Origin of the sequence: Arthrobacter sp. SLBN-100 (assembly GCF_006715305.1) — a bacterium.
GTDB lineage: Bacteria > Actinomycetota > Actinomycetes > Actinomycetales > Micrococcaceae > Arthrobacter.
The window spans coordinates 1,265,983-1,280,264 of the sequence record NZ_VFMY01000001.1; the positions used below are offsets into that span (position 1 = coordinate 1,265,983).

Consider the following 14,282-nt stretch of genomic DNA (forward strand, 5'->3'; position numbering starts at 1 on the left):
AGCGTCCGCCCGGGCAGCCAGGAAGAAGTCGCGGGTTGCGGCGGGCAGTCAACACCGAAGTAAAGAGGAACGTGTGGAAGACAGGAAGCTGCGCATCGCAGCTGTAGGAGATGAACTGCTGGCCGGACTGGGTGACCCCCGGGCGCTCGGCTGGCTGGGCAGAGTACTGGCCCGCACTCCGCAGGACGGCATGGTCCTGGAAAGCTATTCGCTCCCCTGTCCGCAGGAAGGTACGGAAGGCCTGGCTGCACGCTGGCTGGACGAGACCCGCCGGCGCTTCAGCGACCAGTCCGAGAACCGCCTGGTGATAGGGCTCTCGGGCCGCGATATCGAGTTCGGGCTTTCCACTGCACGCAGCCGCCTCAACCTGGCCAACATTCTCGATTCTGCCTCGCAGAACCGGCTGGAGGTATTTGTTGTTGGACCACCGCCCACCCTTGACCCCGTCCAGAACAGGCGGCTGGACGAGTTGAACACCGCTTTCGCGGACGTCACCACCCGCCGCAAGCACCTCTACGTGGATACCTTCTCCCCTCTCCTGAACCACGAACAGTGGCGCCAGGACCTTGCCGCAAACGGGGGCACCCCAGGGCAGGCCGGTTACGGCCTGATGGCCTGGCTGGTGCTGCACCGCGGCTGGTTCCAGTGGCTGCGGGTGGCAGTTCCGGAGTAAGTTCTTCGCGATATATCTTGAAGTCCGTCCATACCGCGAGTAGGTTGGTCAAACACGATATATCGTCTTTGGAGGAACCATGGCTGATCAGAAGTGGACTGTCACCGCCGCCCAGACCCTGGACGTCGAGTCCGTCTCGGCACTGAAACTGGGCATGGTCCGCGGCCGGTTCGATGTAGTAGCCCATGAGCAGCCTTATACCCGGATCGAGGTTTCCGAGGTGCACGGCGATCCCGTAGCCGTTTCACTGGAAGACGGCCGGCTGGAGGTCCGCCACCAGCTTCACGGGCCCCAGGGCTGGTTCAAGAACCTCATGGGAACGGTCAATCACCACAGCGAGAACTATGCCGTCATCAGCATTGCCCTGCCCGCCACTGTTGATGTCGAGGCCGGCACCGTCAGCGGTGACGGCCTCGTGTCAGGGATGGCCGGCCGTACGCGCCTGAACACCGTTTCCGGTTCCGTGATGGCTGATGGCACCGATGGCGAACTGTTCGTCACGACCGTCAGCGGCGAGGTCAGCGCCCGGCATCACAGCGGGGTCCTCACCGCCAAGACTGTCTCCGGCCAGGTCACGGCCTCCGGCCACTTCACCCATATCCGCGCCAACACGGTCAGCGGCGACATGAATTTCGACCTGTTGGGTTTCACCCAGGATTTCGGTGCGAATTCCGTCTCAGGGGACCTCACTATCCGGATCCCCCATGACGTCGGAGTGGATGTCGTCGCCAAGTCCGCCACCGGGGCCGTAGTTATCGGCAACCAGCAGTACCACGTAGCGGGCGGCAAGGTGGAGACGATCGCCGGCCCTGACGCCAGGCTCATGCTGGTGAGGACCAACTCTGTGTCGGGCAAGACCTCCATCGTCCACAGTGCGCGGCCGGGGGAAGCGAACGGAACCATTCCAGGATCCGCGGAAGAACGGCGCTGATGCCCGCTGTCTTCGCCCACGGCGCGCTGCGGCTTTACCTGCTGGCCCTGCTCGAGTCGGGTCCCAAGCACGGCTACGAACTCATTAAGGCCCTCAAGGAGCGGTTCGGTGGCACCTATTCCCCCAGTGCCGGCACCATCTATCCGCGGCTGGGGAAACTCGAGGAAGAGGGGCTGGTAGCCACCGAAGCCGCCGGCCGCCGCACCAACTACCGCATCACACCTGCCGGCCTGGCAGAACTCAACCTGCGCCGTGAGGAACTGGCAGGCGTAGAAAAAGAGATTTCCGCCTCCGTGCGCCGGCTGGCAGACAACCTCCGGGAGGACATCCGCAGCAACATGCGGGGACTTCGGGCCGACCTTGCGGCCACTGCAGAGGCTGCCCGGGCCGGCGCAGCGTCCGCCGCTTTCACAGCCCTCAAAGGCAGCCCGGCCGCGGACGGCAAGGCCGCTCTCAAGGAAGCCGAGCTCATGCTCCAGGCCTTCAGGGATGACCTCCGTGCCGAACTCCGGCTGCAGGCAGGCAACCAGCCACTGAGTCCCGTGGTTCTGGAAACGGTCAGGACAGTGCTGGAGCAGGCCGGTATCGCCATCCGCAACTCGCTCCGGAACTAGCTGCAGAGCCGGGTTTGGGAGCATGGTCCGGGACTGGGTCCGGGGCGGATGGTCACTGAACCGCAGGTCATGCAGGGGTTGCCGGTTCGCGGGGCGTCAGATCATGTGGGAGACTTGAGGGCAGCTCTTTTGAGTACCAACAGTAAGGAGGCCAGCTATGAGCAAGCGTGCACGCAAGCGTCGTGACCGTAAGCGTGGCGGCGCGAACCACGGGAAGCGCCCCAACACCTAGGCACATGCCAGGTACAGCGGTTACAGCAAAGGACCCCGGAAGCCACTCGGCTTCCGGGGTCCTTTGTATGTGGACCTATCTGCAGGCTCCCGCTGTCCCGTGTCCCGTGTCCCGTTGCCTTGGACTGGGGACGGTGCACTGTGAGTAAGGTACCGCCTATGCGCCCACTGGACGGATCGAGTGGATCCGGTCCAGGATGGCGTTCTTCAGGTTCTCCGGAGCAGCTTCGGTGCAGGAACGCTTAACCATGTTGCGGATTACGCACTCAAGGTCATACTGCTCCGTGCATTCCGGGCACTCATCAAGGTGCGTCTTGATTTCCGTGATGTCGTCACGAGTCAACGCGCCGTCGAGGTACTCGTAGATGCGTTGCATCCTGGTATCGTCGCAGTCGCCCAATCCCTGGCAGTCGCTCATTTCCTGTTCTCCTGTTGTTTGCTTTCCGCCGCGTCCGGTGCCTCTGCGGCCGTTTTGAATCCGCGCTCGGCGGCGTATTCCCCGAGCATGTCCCGCAGCATTCTCCGGCCGCGGTGAAGCCGGGACATCACTGTGCCGATGGGGGTGTTCATGATGTCCGAAATTTCCTTGTACGCAAACCCTTCAACGTCCGCAAAGTACACCGCAAGACGGAATTCTTCGGGGATGGCCTGAAGGGCGCGCTTGACGTCCGAATCCGGAAGGTGATCCAGGGCCTCTGCCTCAGCGGAACGCAGCCCGCTGGAGGTATGTGACTCAGCACGCGCCAACTGCCAGTCCTCGATGGTGTCCGAGTTGGACTGAAGCGGTTCGCGCTGCCGTTTGCGGTACAGGTTTATATAGGTGTTCGTCAGAATCCGGTACAGCCACGCCTTGAGGTTGGTTCCCGGCTTGTACTGGTGGAACGCGGAAAAGGCCTTCGTGTAGGCCTCCTGGACGAGGTCCTCTGCGTCCGCCGGGTTCCGGGCCATCCGCATGGCCGCCGAGTACAGCTGATCGACGTACTGCATGGCGTCGCGTTCAAACCGGACCCGGCGCTCCTCGTCCGATTCCGTGGAAACGTTGACCGCTTCCTCAGCCGCTTCCGCCGGCTCCACGGAGCCTTCCGTTGGCACGGAGCCTTCCGTTGGCACGGAGCCGTCCGTTGGCTCTGGCGGCTCAGGCCGGGTATCAGCGCTGCTCTTGGCTTCGTTCTGCGAAGCGTCATACATGGCCGAAACGGCCGGATCCAAGGTGCTCATTGCCTTCAAGTCTACTGTCAGGCTCTGCGCACGCGCCGACCCATACCCGGGGGGTTCGGTCCCCAAGGACTCCATGGCCACCGGGCCTGCTGCATCGATTCCGTCCAACACCCGCCTCAAGGGCCAACTCCGCTCTGTTGTCCGGTGCTTTGTCTTGTGGGCCGGCTTTTCAGGCCCAGTTTCGATAACCTGCGGCTTCGGGCAAATATTCCCCAAAAGTGCAAGACTAGAACGGACTCCGCCGCATCAGACGCGGTTCGTCCACCCAGGAGGAAATCCATGTCCTTTGTCCGCACACTCGCACGGCCCATGCTGGCTTCCAGTTTCGTTCTTGCCGGAATGGATAAGCTCAAAAACGCCGACGATACCGCGCAACAGCTCTCGCCCCTGCTGAGCAAGGCAACGGCCGCGTTGCCGTTCCAGACTGATGAGAAGACACTGGCCCGGATTATCGGCGGCACACAGGTGGGCGCCGGTGTCCTGTTCGGACTGGGAAAGTTCTCCCGTCTTTCAGCTGCCGTGCTGACCGTGATTTCCCTGCTCAACACGTTCGTCGAGTGGCGCAGCGCTGACATCAGCAGCAAGGAAGGCCGCGGAAACCGCCGCAACCAGCTGCTGAAGAACCTGTCCTTGAGCGGCGGCGCATTGCTTGCTTCCGTGGACACGGCAGGCAGGCCGGGGCTCGCGTGGCGCGCCGAACACCTGGCGGCCGACGCGAGGAAGGGGGCCGCGCACCTGGCCGCCGACGCCCGGAAGACCACCAACAAGAAGCTGCACAACGCCGACAAGGCCGTCCGCCGCGCCGTCGAGCAGGCCACGGGGGCATAAGCAGGACATGACCGCACCAGCCGCTGCCGCCCGGGACAACTCCGGAACATTCCTCCCCCACTGGCCCGCCCCCTTCGCCTCCCGACCGGTGGATGCCACGGTCACGGTGCCGGGCTCGAAGTCGTTGACCAACCGGTACCTGGTGCTCGCCGCACTCGCCGACGGTCCGTCGCGCCTGCGCGCACCGCTGCACTCCAGGGACTCCGCGCTGATGATCGAGGCGCTCCGCCAGCTTGGTGCCACCATCAGCGAGGTACCGGGGAACGGGGCCTTCGGGCCGGATCTTGAGGTCCTCCCGATCCCGGCAGACGCGGCACCGTCCGCTGCAAGGATCGACTGCGGCCTCGCCGGCACGGTGATGCGGTTCGTGCCGCCGCTGGCCGCGCTGCGTAACGGTGCCAGCCTGTTCGACGGCGACCCGCACGCCCGCAATCGCCCCATGGGGACGATCATCGAGGCGCTGAAGGCGCTGGGTGTGGCTGTATCCGCTGAAGATGGCAGCACGCCGTCGTCCTTGCCGTTCGTGGTGCAAGGCACAGGCGAAGTCCGTGGCGGCCACCTGGTCATCGACGCAAGCGCCTCGTCGCAGTTTGTGTCGGCTCTGCTGTTGGTGGGTGCCAGGTTTATCGAGGGGCTGCACCTGGAGCATGTCGGCAAACCGGTGCCAAGCCTGGACCACATCAATATGACGGTTGCCGTCCTGCGGGGCGCCGGCGTTGTGGTTGACGATTCAGTCCCGAACCACTGGGTGGTTGCTCCCGGGCCCATCCGAGCCTTCGATCAGCGGATCGAGCAGGACCTCTCCAACGCCGGGCCATTCCTGGCCGCGGCCCTGGCCTCCGGCGGAACCGTCCGGATTCCAGGCTGGCCGGAACAGACGCAGCAGGTAGGGGATCTCTGGCGCAGCATCCTGGCCGAGATGGGGGCCGACGTCAGCCTGCGCGACGGCGTCCTCACCGTCACCGGCGGAGCGGAAATCAAGGGCGCGGATTTCGCGGACACCAGCGAACTGGCCCCCACAGTGGCCGCACTCTGCGCCCTGGCCACCGGCCCCTCCCGGCTCACCGGAATCGCGCACCTGCGCGGGCACGAGACGGACCGGCTGGCAGCCCTTGTCACCGAGATCAACCGCCTGGGCGGCGACGCCGAGGAGACCAGCGACGGCCTGGTGATCCGGCCTGCCAGGCTGCACGCCGGCGTTGTGCACAGTTATGCGGACCACCGCATGGCCACCGCCGGAGCCATCCTTGGCCTGGCTGTGGAGGGGGTCCAGGTGGAGGACATCGCCACCACCGCCAAGACCATGCCGGACTTTCCCCGGCTGTGGGCGGACATGCTGGCCCAGACGGGCTCCACCGGTACTGGGGCGGAAGGTTCAACCGGTGGCGCGGAGCACTGACTCCTGGGACGAGTCGGATGTCCGCATCCGGCCCAGCAAAAAAGGCTCCAGGCCCCGCACGAAGGACCGGCCAAGCCACGACGACGCCGTCACCGGCCGGATCGTCACCGTTGACCGCGGCCGGTACACGGCAGTGGTGGGTGAAGACTCCGGCAACGAGCGCGTTGTCATTGCCGCCCGGGCACGCGAGCTGCGCCGGAACCCCGTGGTGGCCGGTGATTTTGTGTCGCTCGTGGGAGACGTTTCCGGGGACCCGAACACCCTGGCCCGGCTGGTAAAGATCCAGGACCGCAAGACCCTCCTCAGGCGCAGCGCCGACGATACCGATCCAGTGGAACGGGCGGTGGTGGCCAACGCCGACCAGCTGGTGATTGTGGTGGCTGCCGCCAACCCGGAACCGCGCACCGGCTTCATCGACCGCGCCCTGGTGGCTGCGTACGACGCCGGGATCGAGCCCATCCTGCTGGTCACCAAGGCCGATGTCAAGGATCCGGCGGAGCTGTTGGCCAATTACAAGCACCTGGACTTCCCCGTGATCATCAGCCGGACAGCGGATTCCAGCGCTTCGGGCATCGACGCCCGCTCGGATGACGGACTGTCGGCCCGCCTGGACGGCGAAGCGGTGGCGGAACTTCGGGGCTACCTGGGCGGAAAAGTCACGGTGATGCTGGGGCACTCGGGCGTGGGCAAGTCCACCATGGTGAACGCGCTGACCGGGGCCGAGCGTGCCACCGGCGGGGTTAACGCGGTGACGGGCCGGGGCCGCCACACGTCGTCGTCCGCCCTGGCGCTGAGGCTTGCGGATGCACCGGCAGGCAGCTGGATCATCGACACCCCCGGCATCCGCTCATTCGGCCTGGCCCACGTGGACCCGGACCGGATCCTGCGGTCCTTCCCGGACCTCTCCCCCGGCATTGAAGACTGCGAGCGGGGCTGCAAGCACACCACTAACGCCGTGAACTGCGGCCTGGACGCCTGGGTGTCCGGCGGGCATGCCGGAGCCACCGGAGAAGCCCGGCTGGCCTCCCTGCGGCGGCTCCTCGGCACCGACCCCCGGATGGAGGCCCAGGAGACCAAGGAGCTTGGCAGCGTCAACTGACAACGCCGATCTCCCAGCAGAACCGCGCGCAGACGGTAGTTTGGAACCATGATCCAACCCGCTTCAAGCTACAACGATGACCTGCGCCTGGCCCATGTCCTGGCCGACTCGGTGGATGACCAGACCATGGGCCGCTTCAAGGCCCTGGACCTCCAGGTGGAGACCAAGCCTGACCTGACGCCGGTTACCGACGCGGACAAGGCTGCCGAAGAAGCCATTCGCGGCCAGCTTTCCCGTTCCCGCCCGCGCGACGCCGTGCTGGGCGAGGAGTTCGGCAGTACCGGCCACGGGTCGCGGCGCTGGATTATCGATCCCATCGACGGCACCAAGAACTTTGTCCGCGGCGTCCCGGTCTGGGCCACCCTGATCGCGCTGGTGGACGAAGGCGAGCCGGTGGTGGGTGTGGTCAGTGCACCCGCCCTGGGCAAGCGCTGGTGGGCGGCCAAGGGCATGGGGGCCTACATGGGCCGTTCCCTCGCCGCGGCCACGCGGCTGCGGGTGTCCAACGTCTCCAAGCTCTCCGACGCCTCCCTTTCCTATTCCAGCCTGGGCGGCTGGAAGGAACGCGGCAATCTTGACAACTTTCTGGGCCTCACCGAGGACGTGTGGCGGACCCGGGCGTACGGCGACTTCTGGTCCTACTGCATGGTGGCCGAAGGCTCAGTGGACATCGCCTGCGAACCTGAACTGAACCTTTATGACATGGCTGCCCTGGTGCCGATCGTGGTGGAAGCAGGAGGGCGCTTCACGTCCTTGGAAGGCGAGGACGGGCCCTTTGGCGGCAATGCGCTGGCCACCAACTCCATCCTGCACTCCGAGGTGCTCCGCAGGTTGAATCCGGACCTGGACGACCTCCTTTAAACCAGTTCCACCGAACAAACAGCGGCGGGTGCCCCCACAAGGAGGCACCTGCCGTCGTTTGTTCGGCAAAAAGGCCCTTTTCAGCCGCGGCGTAACAAAGCGCTTAACATTCATGCCGGCTTCAAACCTTCCTGCGCCATGTCTTACGCTCTTAACCAGGTCACGAGTGCCAGCGCTAAACCCCGGTTTGCTGGCCGGCAACCCTCCAACCGCGGTGGGGTGCCCCGGGTGACGACCAGGCCGGTCCGGAACGGATGCGGCAAGCGCGGATTCCCGGCAGAGGGAGTCCTTTTTCGAAGTGAGGTCTCTGTGACAACTGCCACCGTCTCCCCCAACGCCACTGCTGCTTCTGTTGCTGCCACGCCTGGAACCATTTTTGATGCCCGCCATGCCGCCGCCGGCCGTCCGCTCGCTGCCGTCACCGGCGCCGAAATCCAGGCGCCGCTGATCCACGGCGGCCACGTCCGTTACGCAAACCTTGACTACGGCGCCTCGGCTCCTGCGCTCTCGGTGGTCTCGGCATACCTGAACGAGATCCTTCCGTTCTACGCCAGCGTCCACCGCGGCGCCGGCTACGCGTCCCAGATCAGCACCTCAGTCTACGAAAACGCGCGCAACATTGTCCGTGAGTTCGTGGGCGGCCGCGCCGGTGACTCCGTGATCTTCACCCGGAACACCACCGATTCGCTTAACCTGCTGGCCGGCTGCCTGCCTGCAACGGACGGACGCCCGGACGGCGACGTCCTCTACCTCGACATCGAGCACCACGCCAACCTGCTGCCGTGGCAGGGCGTCCCGCACCGCAGCATCGTTGCCGCCGACACCATCGCCGGCACCATCGAAGCCATCCGGGCGGAGCTGAAGCAGGGCGGCGTGAGCCTGCTCGCCGTCACCGGCGCGTCGAACGTCACCGGCGAGATCCTTCCCATCCGCTCCCTGGCCGCGCTGGCCCACGAACACGGCGCACGGATCGTGGTGGACGCGGCCCAGCTTGCACCGCACCGCCGCGTGGATATTGCAGCGGACGACGTCGACTACCTCGCCTTCTCCGGCCACAAGCTGTACGCACCTTTCGGTGCCGGCGTGCTGGTGGGCCGCACGGACTGGCTCGACGCGGGAACGCCGCACCTTGCCGGCGGCGGCGCCGTCAAGGAAGCAAGGCTCGACGGCGTCAGCTGGGCCACCGGCCCGGCCCGCCATGAGGGCGGCTCACCCAACGTCCTCGGCGCCGCCACGCTGGCCCGCGCCACACAGGTGATCGCCGGGCTGGACCAGGATCAGTGGCACGCCCATGAATCCGCCATCCGTTCCTTCCTGGTGGAAGGCCTGCAGGAAATCGACGGTGTGACCGTCCACCAGATCTTCAAGGACACCAATCCGGATACGGACACCATTGGAGTGGTCAACTTCTCCGTGGAGGGCTACGACGCCGGGCTGGTGGCGGCCTACCTGTCCGCCGAGCACGGCGTGGGCCTGCGCGACGGCCGCTTTTGCGCCCACCCGCTCCTGAAGCGCCTGGGCCTGCCCTCCGGATCCCTCCGTGCCAGCTTTGGCGTCGGCTCCCGCCTGGAGGACGCCGAACGGCTCCTGGCCGGCATTGCGGCTCTGCGCAGCAAGGGGCTGGGCTGGGACTACGTGGTGGACGCCGGGCGCTGGGTTCCCGCAAACGACACACGGACGTACCCGCACTGGGCACCCAACACTCCGGGAACTGCCGGGGCCGCTCCCTGTCTCGACGACTAAAGCGGCGCTTGGGGTAGATTCAAAGGATACCCAAGGGCATCAGGCGAAGGAGGCCACAAGTGGTACGGGGTGGCCCCAGACTTGATCACGGACGGCGCCGGGAGCTCGGCCAGAGCTTCCAGGACGGTGGCCGGCACTACCAGCGGGTCCGCCCGGGCTATCCGGAAGAATCAGCACGCTGGCTGGTCCCCGCCGCGGCCCGCGATGCACTGGACGCCGGTGCCGGCACCGGCAAATTCACCGAACTCCTGCTTGGTATGGGACTGACGGTCACCGCGGTGGACCCTTCTGCGGACATGCTCGAACAGTTACGCGCGCACTATCCCGCGGCCACGGCTGTGCAGGCCACCGCCGAGGACACCGGCCTGCCCGCGGCTGCCTTCGACGTCGTGAGCGTTGCCCAGGCCTGGCACTGGTGTGACGCCCCCGCGGCAAGCACCGAACTTGCGCGCGTCCTGCGTCCGCACGGAACGCTGGGCCTGGTCTGGAACCAGCTGGACACCTCGGTTCCCTGGGTTCACCGGCTTTCCCGGATCATGCATGCCGGAGACGTTTACAAGCCAGGTTCCCGGCCGCAGGTTGGGCCGGAGTTCAGGGACCTTGAGGGCCACGTGACGCGTTGGCAGGACCGCGTCACCACCACCGATCTCGTGGAACTGACGAAGTCGCGGAGCTACTACCTGCGGGCCGGCGAAACTACCCGCGCAAAGGTGCTGGCCAACCTTGACTGGTATCTGCACGACCACCTGGGCCACAGCCTCGATGAAGAGCTGGAACTGCCCTATCTCACGCTTACCTGGCGGGCCACCAAAGCATAGCGGGGGCGGTTAACCGGTAGGCTTGGTGCTGTGAAGACCAGCGCGCCCTCCTCCTCCATCGAGGACTACGTCAAGGTCATCTACTCCTTCACCGAATGGCAGGACAAGCCCATCACGTCCTCCCAGCTGGCCCAGCGCCTCGGGGTGGCCAATTCCTCGGTGTCCGAGATGGTCCGGAAGCTCAAGGACCAGGGCCTGGTGGACCATCAGCCCTACAGCGCCATCACCCTGACGGACCAGGGCATTCGGCTGGCCCTGTCCATGGTGCGGCGCCACCGCCTGATCGAGACCTACCTGGTCCAGCAGCTGGGCTACAGCTGGGACGAGGTCCACGACGAAGCCGAACTCCTGGAGCACGCCGTCTCGGACACGTTCATCGAACGAGTTGCCACCAAGCTTGGCGACCCGCAGCGCGATCCCCACGGTGACCCGATCCCCACAGCCGAAGGCACAGTCCTGATGCCCCGCGCCCACCTGATGGGTGAGCTGGACCAGGGGCACACCGGCAGGATCACCCGCATCAGCGACGAAAACCCGGACCTGCTGCGCTACCTTTCGGCAGAGGAAATCGACCTCGACGCCGAAGTGGAGGTGGTGGGCCGCAAACCGTTCGGCGGAGCCCTGGTGGTGCGGATCCGGAACTCGGGCAGGACCAGGGACTATGACCTGGCCGACGAGATCACCTCCGCCCTGTGGGTGCACAGCGACCATCCCCACCCGGGCTGCCTGCTCGGGGACAGCTGAATGAAGCCTGCCGGCATACCGGCCGCCCGTGCCTGGTTGGCTGTTGCCGTTGGGGCCCTGATCGGTACTGAACTGCGGTATGGGTTGGGACTGGCGTTTCCGGATTTTCCGGGGTCCGTGCCGTGGGCCACCCTGTGGATCAACGTGGGTGGAAGCTTTGTCCTGGCATTGCTGACCACGGTGTGGATCGCCCGGCCCCAGACCGCGTTCTGGCTTCGCGCGGGCCTGGGCCCCGGCCTCCTGGGATCCTTCACGACATTCTCCGCTGTGGTGTTCGCGGTGGACCAGCTGGCGCGGGCAGGTGGACACCTTGCGTGGATCGCCTACCTGGTGTTGTCGTTGCTGCTGGGGCTGGCCGCGGCCGGTACGGGATGGCGGTCCGGGAAGGTTGTGGCGGACCGGTTGAACGGGCGCAGTGGCAGCCGGTTTGGCGGGCGTCCATGACGGCGGCTGCGCTGGTGGGCGTGTTTGGGGTTGCCGGTGCGCTGCTCCGTTTTGCGGTGGACAGCTGGTTCGCCCATCACACATCGATCCGTTCTGCCCGCGGCCTGGAGGCCCGTGGCTCCGGAATCCGCGGCACCGGACACAGGGAGCGGCTGCACTGGCCCTGGGCCACGCTGTCCGTGAACGTCCTGGGGTGCTTCGTTATCGGCGCCGCCCACGCCATGGCCCTCAAATTCGGGCTGGCCCCGGAGTGGCACGCTGCACTTGCCACCGGACTCGCCGGCGCCCTCACAACCTTCAGTTCCTGGACCACGGCCACTGTGCGCCTGCTCACTGAAGCACGGTTCGGATCCGCGGCGCTGAACGTGGCTGCCAACCTGGTTCTTGGTTTTGGCGCAGCTGCGGCGGGGCTTGCCCTGGCCACCCAGGGTTAGCGGCAGGCGATTTGGCGTGCTCCCGTATCGTGGATGGTGATGATTAGCAGACGTGACGTGGCCATTGCCCTGGATGTACCGATGGAAATGGCACAGCGCCATGGCCTTCCAAAATGGATGACCGAAGCCGAGCTGGGTGAGATCCTGGACAACCCACCGCCGTGGCTGGTCCAGTCCCGCACCAACCGGACCGGCAAGCGCCCGGTCTGGGTGCATTTGGAGTGCGCCGTCTGTGGTTATGAGGAAGCGGCACGCCCGAAGAAGTGGTGGCCGGAGTTTACGTACGTGGTGTGTGAACATCACTCCCCGGAAGAGGTTCCGCGACCGCAGAACGGCTTCATCAGGAGCGAGTTCGACGGCGTCGGCACCCGCTTTGTGGGCATTGCCGACGTCGCAGCCCCGGACTGATTCAAGGCATTACATTCGGCGCGGATCAGGCGTAATTTACGAAGTGGGACATCGCTGTCCCCACGTCGCAAGGAGTACGCCATGCCGGACAAGTCACCACATCAGCAACTGAACAAGAAGCCTGTCAAAACCATCAAGGAAAAACGCGCCGAGAAGAAGGCGAAAACCCCGGTCGAAGGCGCTCAAGATCCGGTAGCGCACCTGAAGAAGCGCCGGTAACGGTCACCCGTTTGCGGGCATTTCTTCCGGCACGGCCACAAGGTCCATTTCCTGGCCGTCCCTCAGCACACGGACCCGCAGCGGCTGGCCAATCGCATCGGCGAACAGCAGCTTCTGCAGGCTTTCAGCATTGCTGACGGGACGGCTTCCGGCTGTCAGGATGATGTCTCCCGCCAGCAGGCCGGCGCGGCCCGCAGGCGATCCGGCCAGCACTTCCACCACCCTGAGTGCGTCGCGCTGCCCCGTCCTGATCACCGCGCTCGCACTGAGCCTGATCGGTGTGCTGACAACGCCGAGGTAAGCCCTCCTGACGCGGCCGTCCTTCAGCAGCGCCGAGATGATCCGGCGCGTGGTGGAGTTGATGGGTACTGCCAGTCCCAGCCCGGCGCCGGCCACAGCAGTGTTTATTCCCACGATCCGCCCACGGGAATCGGCCAGGGCGCCGCCGGAGCTGCCCGGATTTAGCGCGGCGTCCGTCTGGATGACGTCCTCGATGACCCGCCGGTTGCCGCCCGACCACACCGGAATGGCCCGGCCCAGGCCGCTGACGACGCCTGCAGTCACCGACCCCGCCAGTCCAAGGGGATTCCCGACGGCGATGACCAACTGGCCGACGCGCAGTGTCTCGGCGTCGCCGAACTGCGCGGGGGCCACCTTGGGTGCCCTGCCGCGGACCACCGCAAGGTCGGACAACGGGTCCACGCCCACGAGTTCAAGGTTGGTCCGGCTGCCGTCGGCGAAGGCGGCATGGCCCTGGTGCGTGCCTGCCACCACGTGCGAATTCGTCAGGAGATAGCCGTCTTCGGTGAAAAGCACGGCGGAGCCCGCCCCCACACGGAACCGGCCGTTCCGCCGGTTGCTGGTCATCTCAATGGCAGCTACGTGGGGCGTGACTGCCTCAGCCACGCGCATCACTGTCTTCGAATACGAATCCAGCGCAACGTCGTCGTACTCTTCTTCATTGGGCTCACGGGCCGGGACCATGGCACACCTCCGGGCTGCCTTTGTTGGCTCCAGCGTCCAGTGCTGCGCCGGATCCTATTGGGGTAACCGCGGCGGGGCGGTGGGTACTCCCGTACAGGGTACGCCTTCGGTGAACAACAGCGTACGACCGCTGCGGGCCCGGTGGACGCGTGCCGCAGTGCTGTTAAAGCCAAAAGACCCGGACACAGGGTCCGGGTCTTTTGGCATGTCTTGCGACACTCAAAATGTGGAGATGGGGGGAATTGAACCCCCGTCCGATGTCGTGTTGTCAGGGCTTCTCCGGGCGCAGTTTGCGTCGGATTTTCTCGGCCCCAGCCATGCTGCAAACAGCTGGCTGATCCGGGCCCAGTCATCAAAGAGTCCCGCTCACCCCGATGACGGGGGTAAGCAGCAGTGGCTATCTAAATGACGCCAGGTTCCGGGGCAATAGCAACCTCGGGCTGACGGACTGTCTTACTGCTTAGGCAGCAAGAGCAAAGTCATCGCGTTTTGAATTGGCGATTATTTTTTTGCAGACAGCGTTTACGAGATAATTCTGCATCCTCGGCCCGCTTCACCTGTCGCGACTAACATCGTCGAAACCGATCATCCCCATATTCTTTTATCAAACCGGAGGGCTGGCCCCCCGGACTAC

At 65.4% G+C, this 14,282-nt stretch carries 18 protein-coding genes, 1 other RNA gene and 1 riboswitch; of the genes, 15 read left to right on the forward strand and 4 right to left on the reverse strand.

Annotated elements, in window-relative coordinates; all coding sequences use genetic code 11:
- Positions 1-73: 73 nt before the first annotated feature.
- The 4 genes from FBY31_RS05870 to FBY31_RS23775 all read left to right on the forward strand — a co-directional run bounded on the left by FBY31_RS05870 (position 74) and on the right by FBY31_RS23775 (position 2,450).
- The gene (locus FBY31_RS05870; RefSeq protein WP_142038043.1) at positions 74-673 is read left to right on the forward strand and encodes a GDSL-type esterase/lipase family protein; all 600 of its coding nucleotides are present in this window, start codon (positions 74-76) and stop codon (positions 671-673) included.
- 79 nt (positions 674-752) lie between these two features.
- On the forward strand, positions 753-1,604 hold the full coding sequence (locus FBY31_RS05875; protein WP_142038046.1) for a DUF4097 family beta strand repeat-containing protein: 852 nt from the start codon (positions 753-755) through the stop codon (positions 1,602-1,604).
- Positions 1,604-2,218 carry a PadR family transcriptional regulator gene (locus FBY31_RS05880; RefSeq protein WP_142038049.1) on the forward strand — a complete coding sequence of 205 codons (615 nt, stop codon included), beginning with the start codon at positions 1,604-1,606 and terminating at the stop codon, positions 2,216-2,218. Before FBY31_RS05875 ends, FBY31_RS05880 begins: the two co-directional genes overlap by 1 nt.
- A 157-nt stretch (positions 2,219-2,375) precedes the next feature.
- The gene (locus tag FBY31_RS23775; RefSeq protein ID WP_369299106.1) at positions 2,376-2,450 is read left to right on the forward strand and encodes a 50S ribosomal protein bL37; all 75 of its coding nucleotides are present in this window, start codon (positions 2,376-2,378) and stop codon (positions 2,448-2,450) included.
- Between the two features lie 156 nt (positions 2,451-2,606).
- On the opposite strand, the gene rsrA is transcribed toward FBY31_RS23775, so the two are convergent.
- Together rsrA and FBY31_RS05890 are read right to left on the reverse strand one after the other, a co-directional pair.
- Positions 2,607-2,867, reverse strand: a complete 261-nt coding sequence (gene rsrA / locus FBY31_RS05885; protein ID WP_142038052.1) for a mycothiol system anti-sigma-R factor — start codon at positions 2,865-2,867, stop codon at positions 2,607-2,609.
- A complete protein-coding gene (locus FBY31_RS05890; protein WP_442858209.1) occupies positions 2,864-3,748 on the reverse strand; it encodes a sigma-70 family RNA polymerase sigma factor in 885 nt (294 codons plus the stop codon). The genes rsrA and FBY31_RS05890 overlap by 4 nt, the downstream gene beginning before the upstream one ends.
- Positions 3,749-3,946: 198 nt before the next feature.
- Between FBY31_RS05890 and FBY31_RS05895 the strand changes: the two genes are divergently transcribed.
- From FBY31_RS05895 to FBY31_RS22985, 11 genes are all read left to right on the forward strand, one after another.
- Complete coding sequence (locus FBY31_RS05895; RefSeq protein WP_142038058.1) at positions 3,947-4,495, forward strand: DoxX family protein; 549 nt, start codon at positions 3,947-3,949, stop codon at positions 4,493-4,495.
- 7 nt (positions 4,496-4,502) lie between these two features.
- Complete coding sequence (gene aroA, locus FBY31_RS05900) at positions 4,503-5,894, forward strand: 3-phosphoshikimate 1-carboxyvinyltransferase (RefSeq protein WP_142038062.1); 1,392 nt, start codon at positions 4,503-4,505, stop codon at positions 5,892-5,894.
- Positions 5,878-6,993 carry a ribosome small subunit-dependent GTPase A gene (gene rsgA / locus FBY31_RS05905; RefSeq protein WP_142038064.1) on the forward strand — a complete coding sequence of 372 codons (1,116 nt, stop codon included), beginning with the start codon at positions 5,878-5,880 and terminating at the stop codon, positions 6,991-6,993. Before aroA ends, rsgA begins: the two co-directional genes overlap by 17 nt.
- Before the next feature lie 48 nt (positions 6,994-7,041).
- The gene (gene hisN, locus FBY31_RS05910) at positions 7,042-7,854 is read left to right on the forward strand and encodes a histidinol-phosphatase (protein WP_142038068.1); all 813 of its coding nucleotides are present in this window, start codon (positions 7,042-7,044) and stop codon (positions 7,852-7,854) included.
- A 158-nt stretch (positions 7,855-8,012) separates the two neighbouring features.
- Positions 8,013-8,126, forward strand: a riboswitch (SAM riboswitch).
- Positions 8,127-8,163: 37 nt separating this feature from the next.
- A complete protein-coding gene (locus FBY31_RS05915; RefSeq protein WP_142038071.1) occupies positions 8,164-9,597 on the forward strand; it encodes an aminotransferase class V-fold PLP-dependent enzyme in 1,434 nt (477 codons plus the stop codon).
- A gap of 59 nt (positions 9,598-9,656) precedes the next feature.
- Positions 9,657-10,415, forward strand: coding sequence for a class I SAM-dependent methyltransferase (locus FBY31_RS05920; protein WP_142038074.1), 759 nt, complete (start codon positions 9,657-9,659; stop codon positions 10,413-10,415).
- A gap of 30 nt (positions 10,416-10,445) precedes the next feature.
- Entirely contained in the window at positions 10,446-11,159 is a 714-nt protein-coding gene (locus FBY31_RS05925; RefSeq protein ID WP_142038076.1) for a metal-dependent transcriptional regulator, read from the forward strand.
- Positions 11,160-11,603, forward strand: a complete 444-nt coding sequence (locus FBY31_RS05930; protein WP_142038078.1) for a fluoride efflux transporter FluC — start codon at positions 11,160-11,162, stop codon at positions 11,601-11,603. It abuts the gene before it with no gap.
- Positions 11,600-12,037 (forward strand): fluoride efflux transporter FluC, encoded by a 438-nt coding sequence (locus FBY31_RS05935; protein ID WP_142038079.1) that lies wholly within the window; start codon positions 11,600-11,602, stop codon positions 12,035-12,037. The genes FBY31_RS05930 and FBY31_RS05935 overlap by 4 nt, the downstream gene beginning before the upstream one ends.
- A 39-nt stretch (positions 12,038-12,076) precedes the next feature.
- Complete coding sequence (locus FBY31_RS05940; RefSeq protein WP_142038081.1) at positions 12,077-12,445, forward strand: hypothetical protein; 369 nt, start codon at positions 12,077-12,079, stop codon at positions 12,443-12,445.
- An 81-nt stretch (positions 12,446-12,526) separates the two neighbouring features.
- Positions 12,527-12,664 (forward strand): hypothetical protein, encoded by a 138-nt coding sequence (locus FBY31_RS22985; RefSeq protein WP_200833318.1) that lies wholly within the window; start codon positions 12,527-12,529, stop codon positions 12,662-12,664.
- A gap of 3 nt (positions 12,665-12,667) precedes the next feature.
- On the opposite strand, the gene FBY31_RS05945 is transcribed toward FBY31_RS22985, so the two are convergent.
- A complete protein-coding gene (locus tag FBY31_RS05945) occupies positions 12,668-13,648 on the reverse strand; it encodes a S1C family serine protease (protein WP_142038083.1) in 981 nt (326 codons plus the stop codon).
- Between the two features lie 224 nt (positions 13,649-13,872).
- Positions 13,873-14,241, reverse strand: a transfer-messenger RNA (tmRNA) gene (gene ssrA, locus FBY31_RS05950).
- Positions 14,242-14,282 lie beyond the last annotated feature (41 nt).

What these genes read in the sequence shown, in the direction of transcription:
- FBY31_RS05875 (WP_142038046.1), top strand. Translation starts at nt 753, where the DNA reads ATGGCTGATCAGAAGTGGACTGTCACCGCCGCCCAGACCCTGGACGTC.
- FBY31_RS05880 (WP_142038049.1), top strand. Translation starts at nt 1,604, where the DNA reads ATGCCCGCTGTCTTCGCCCACGGCGCGCTGCGGCTTTACCTGCTGGCC.
- rsrA (WP_142038052.1), bottom strand. Translation starts at nt 2,867, where the DNA reads ATGAGCGACTGCCAGGGATTGGGCGACTGCGACGATACCAGGATGCAA.
- FBY31_RS05895 (WP_142038058.1), top strand. Translation starts at nt 3,947, where the DNA reads ATGTCCTTTGTCCGCACACTCGCACGGCCCATGCTGGCTTCCAGTTTC.
- aroA (WP_142038062.1), top strand. Translation starts at nt 4,503, where the DNA reads ATGACCGCACCAGCCGCTGCCGCCCGGGACAACTCCGGAACATTCCTC.
- hisN (WP_142038068.1), top strand. Translation starts at nt 7,042, where the DNA reads ATGATCCAACCCGCTTCAAGCTACAACGATGACCTGCGCCTGGCCCAT.
- FBY31_RS05930 (WP_142038078.1), top strand. Translation starts at nt 11,160, where the DNA reads ATGAAGCCTGCCGGCATACCGGCCGCCCGTGCCTGGTTGGCTGTTGCC.
- FBY31_RS05935 (WP_142038079.1), top strand. Translation starts at nt 11,600, where the DNA reads ATGACGGCGGCTGCGCTGGTGGGCGTGTTTGGGGTTGCCGGTGCGCTG.
- FBY31_RS05940 (WP_142038081.1), top strand. Translation starts at nt 12,077, where the DNA reads ATGATTAGCAGACGTGACGTGGCCATTGCCCTGGATGTACCGATGGAA.
- FBY31_RS22985 (WP_200833318.1), top strand. Translation starts at nt 12,527, where the DNA reads ATGCCGGACAAGTCACCACATCAGCAACTGAACAAGAAGCCTGTCAAA.
- FBY31_RS05945 (WP_142038083.1), bottom strand. Translation starts at nt 13,648, where the DNA reads ATGGTCCCGGCCCGTGAGCCCAATGAAGAAGAGTACGACGACGTTGCG.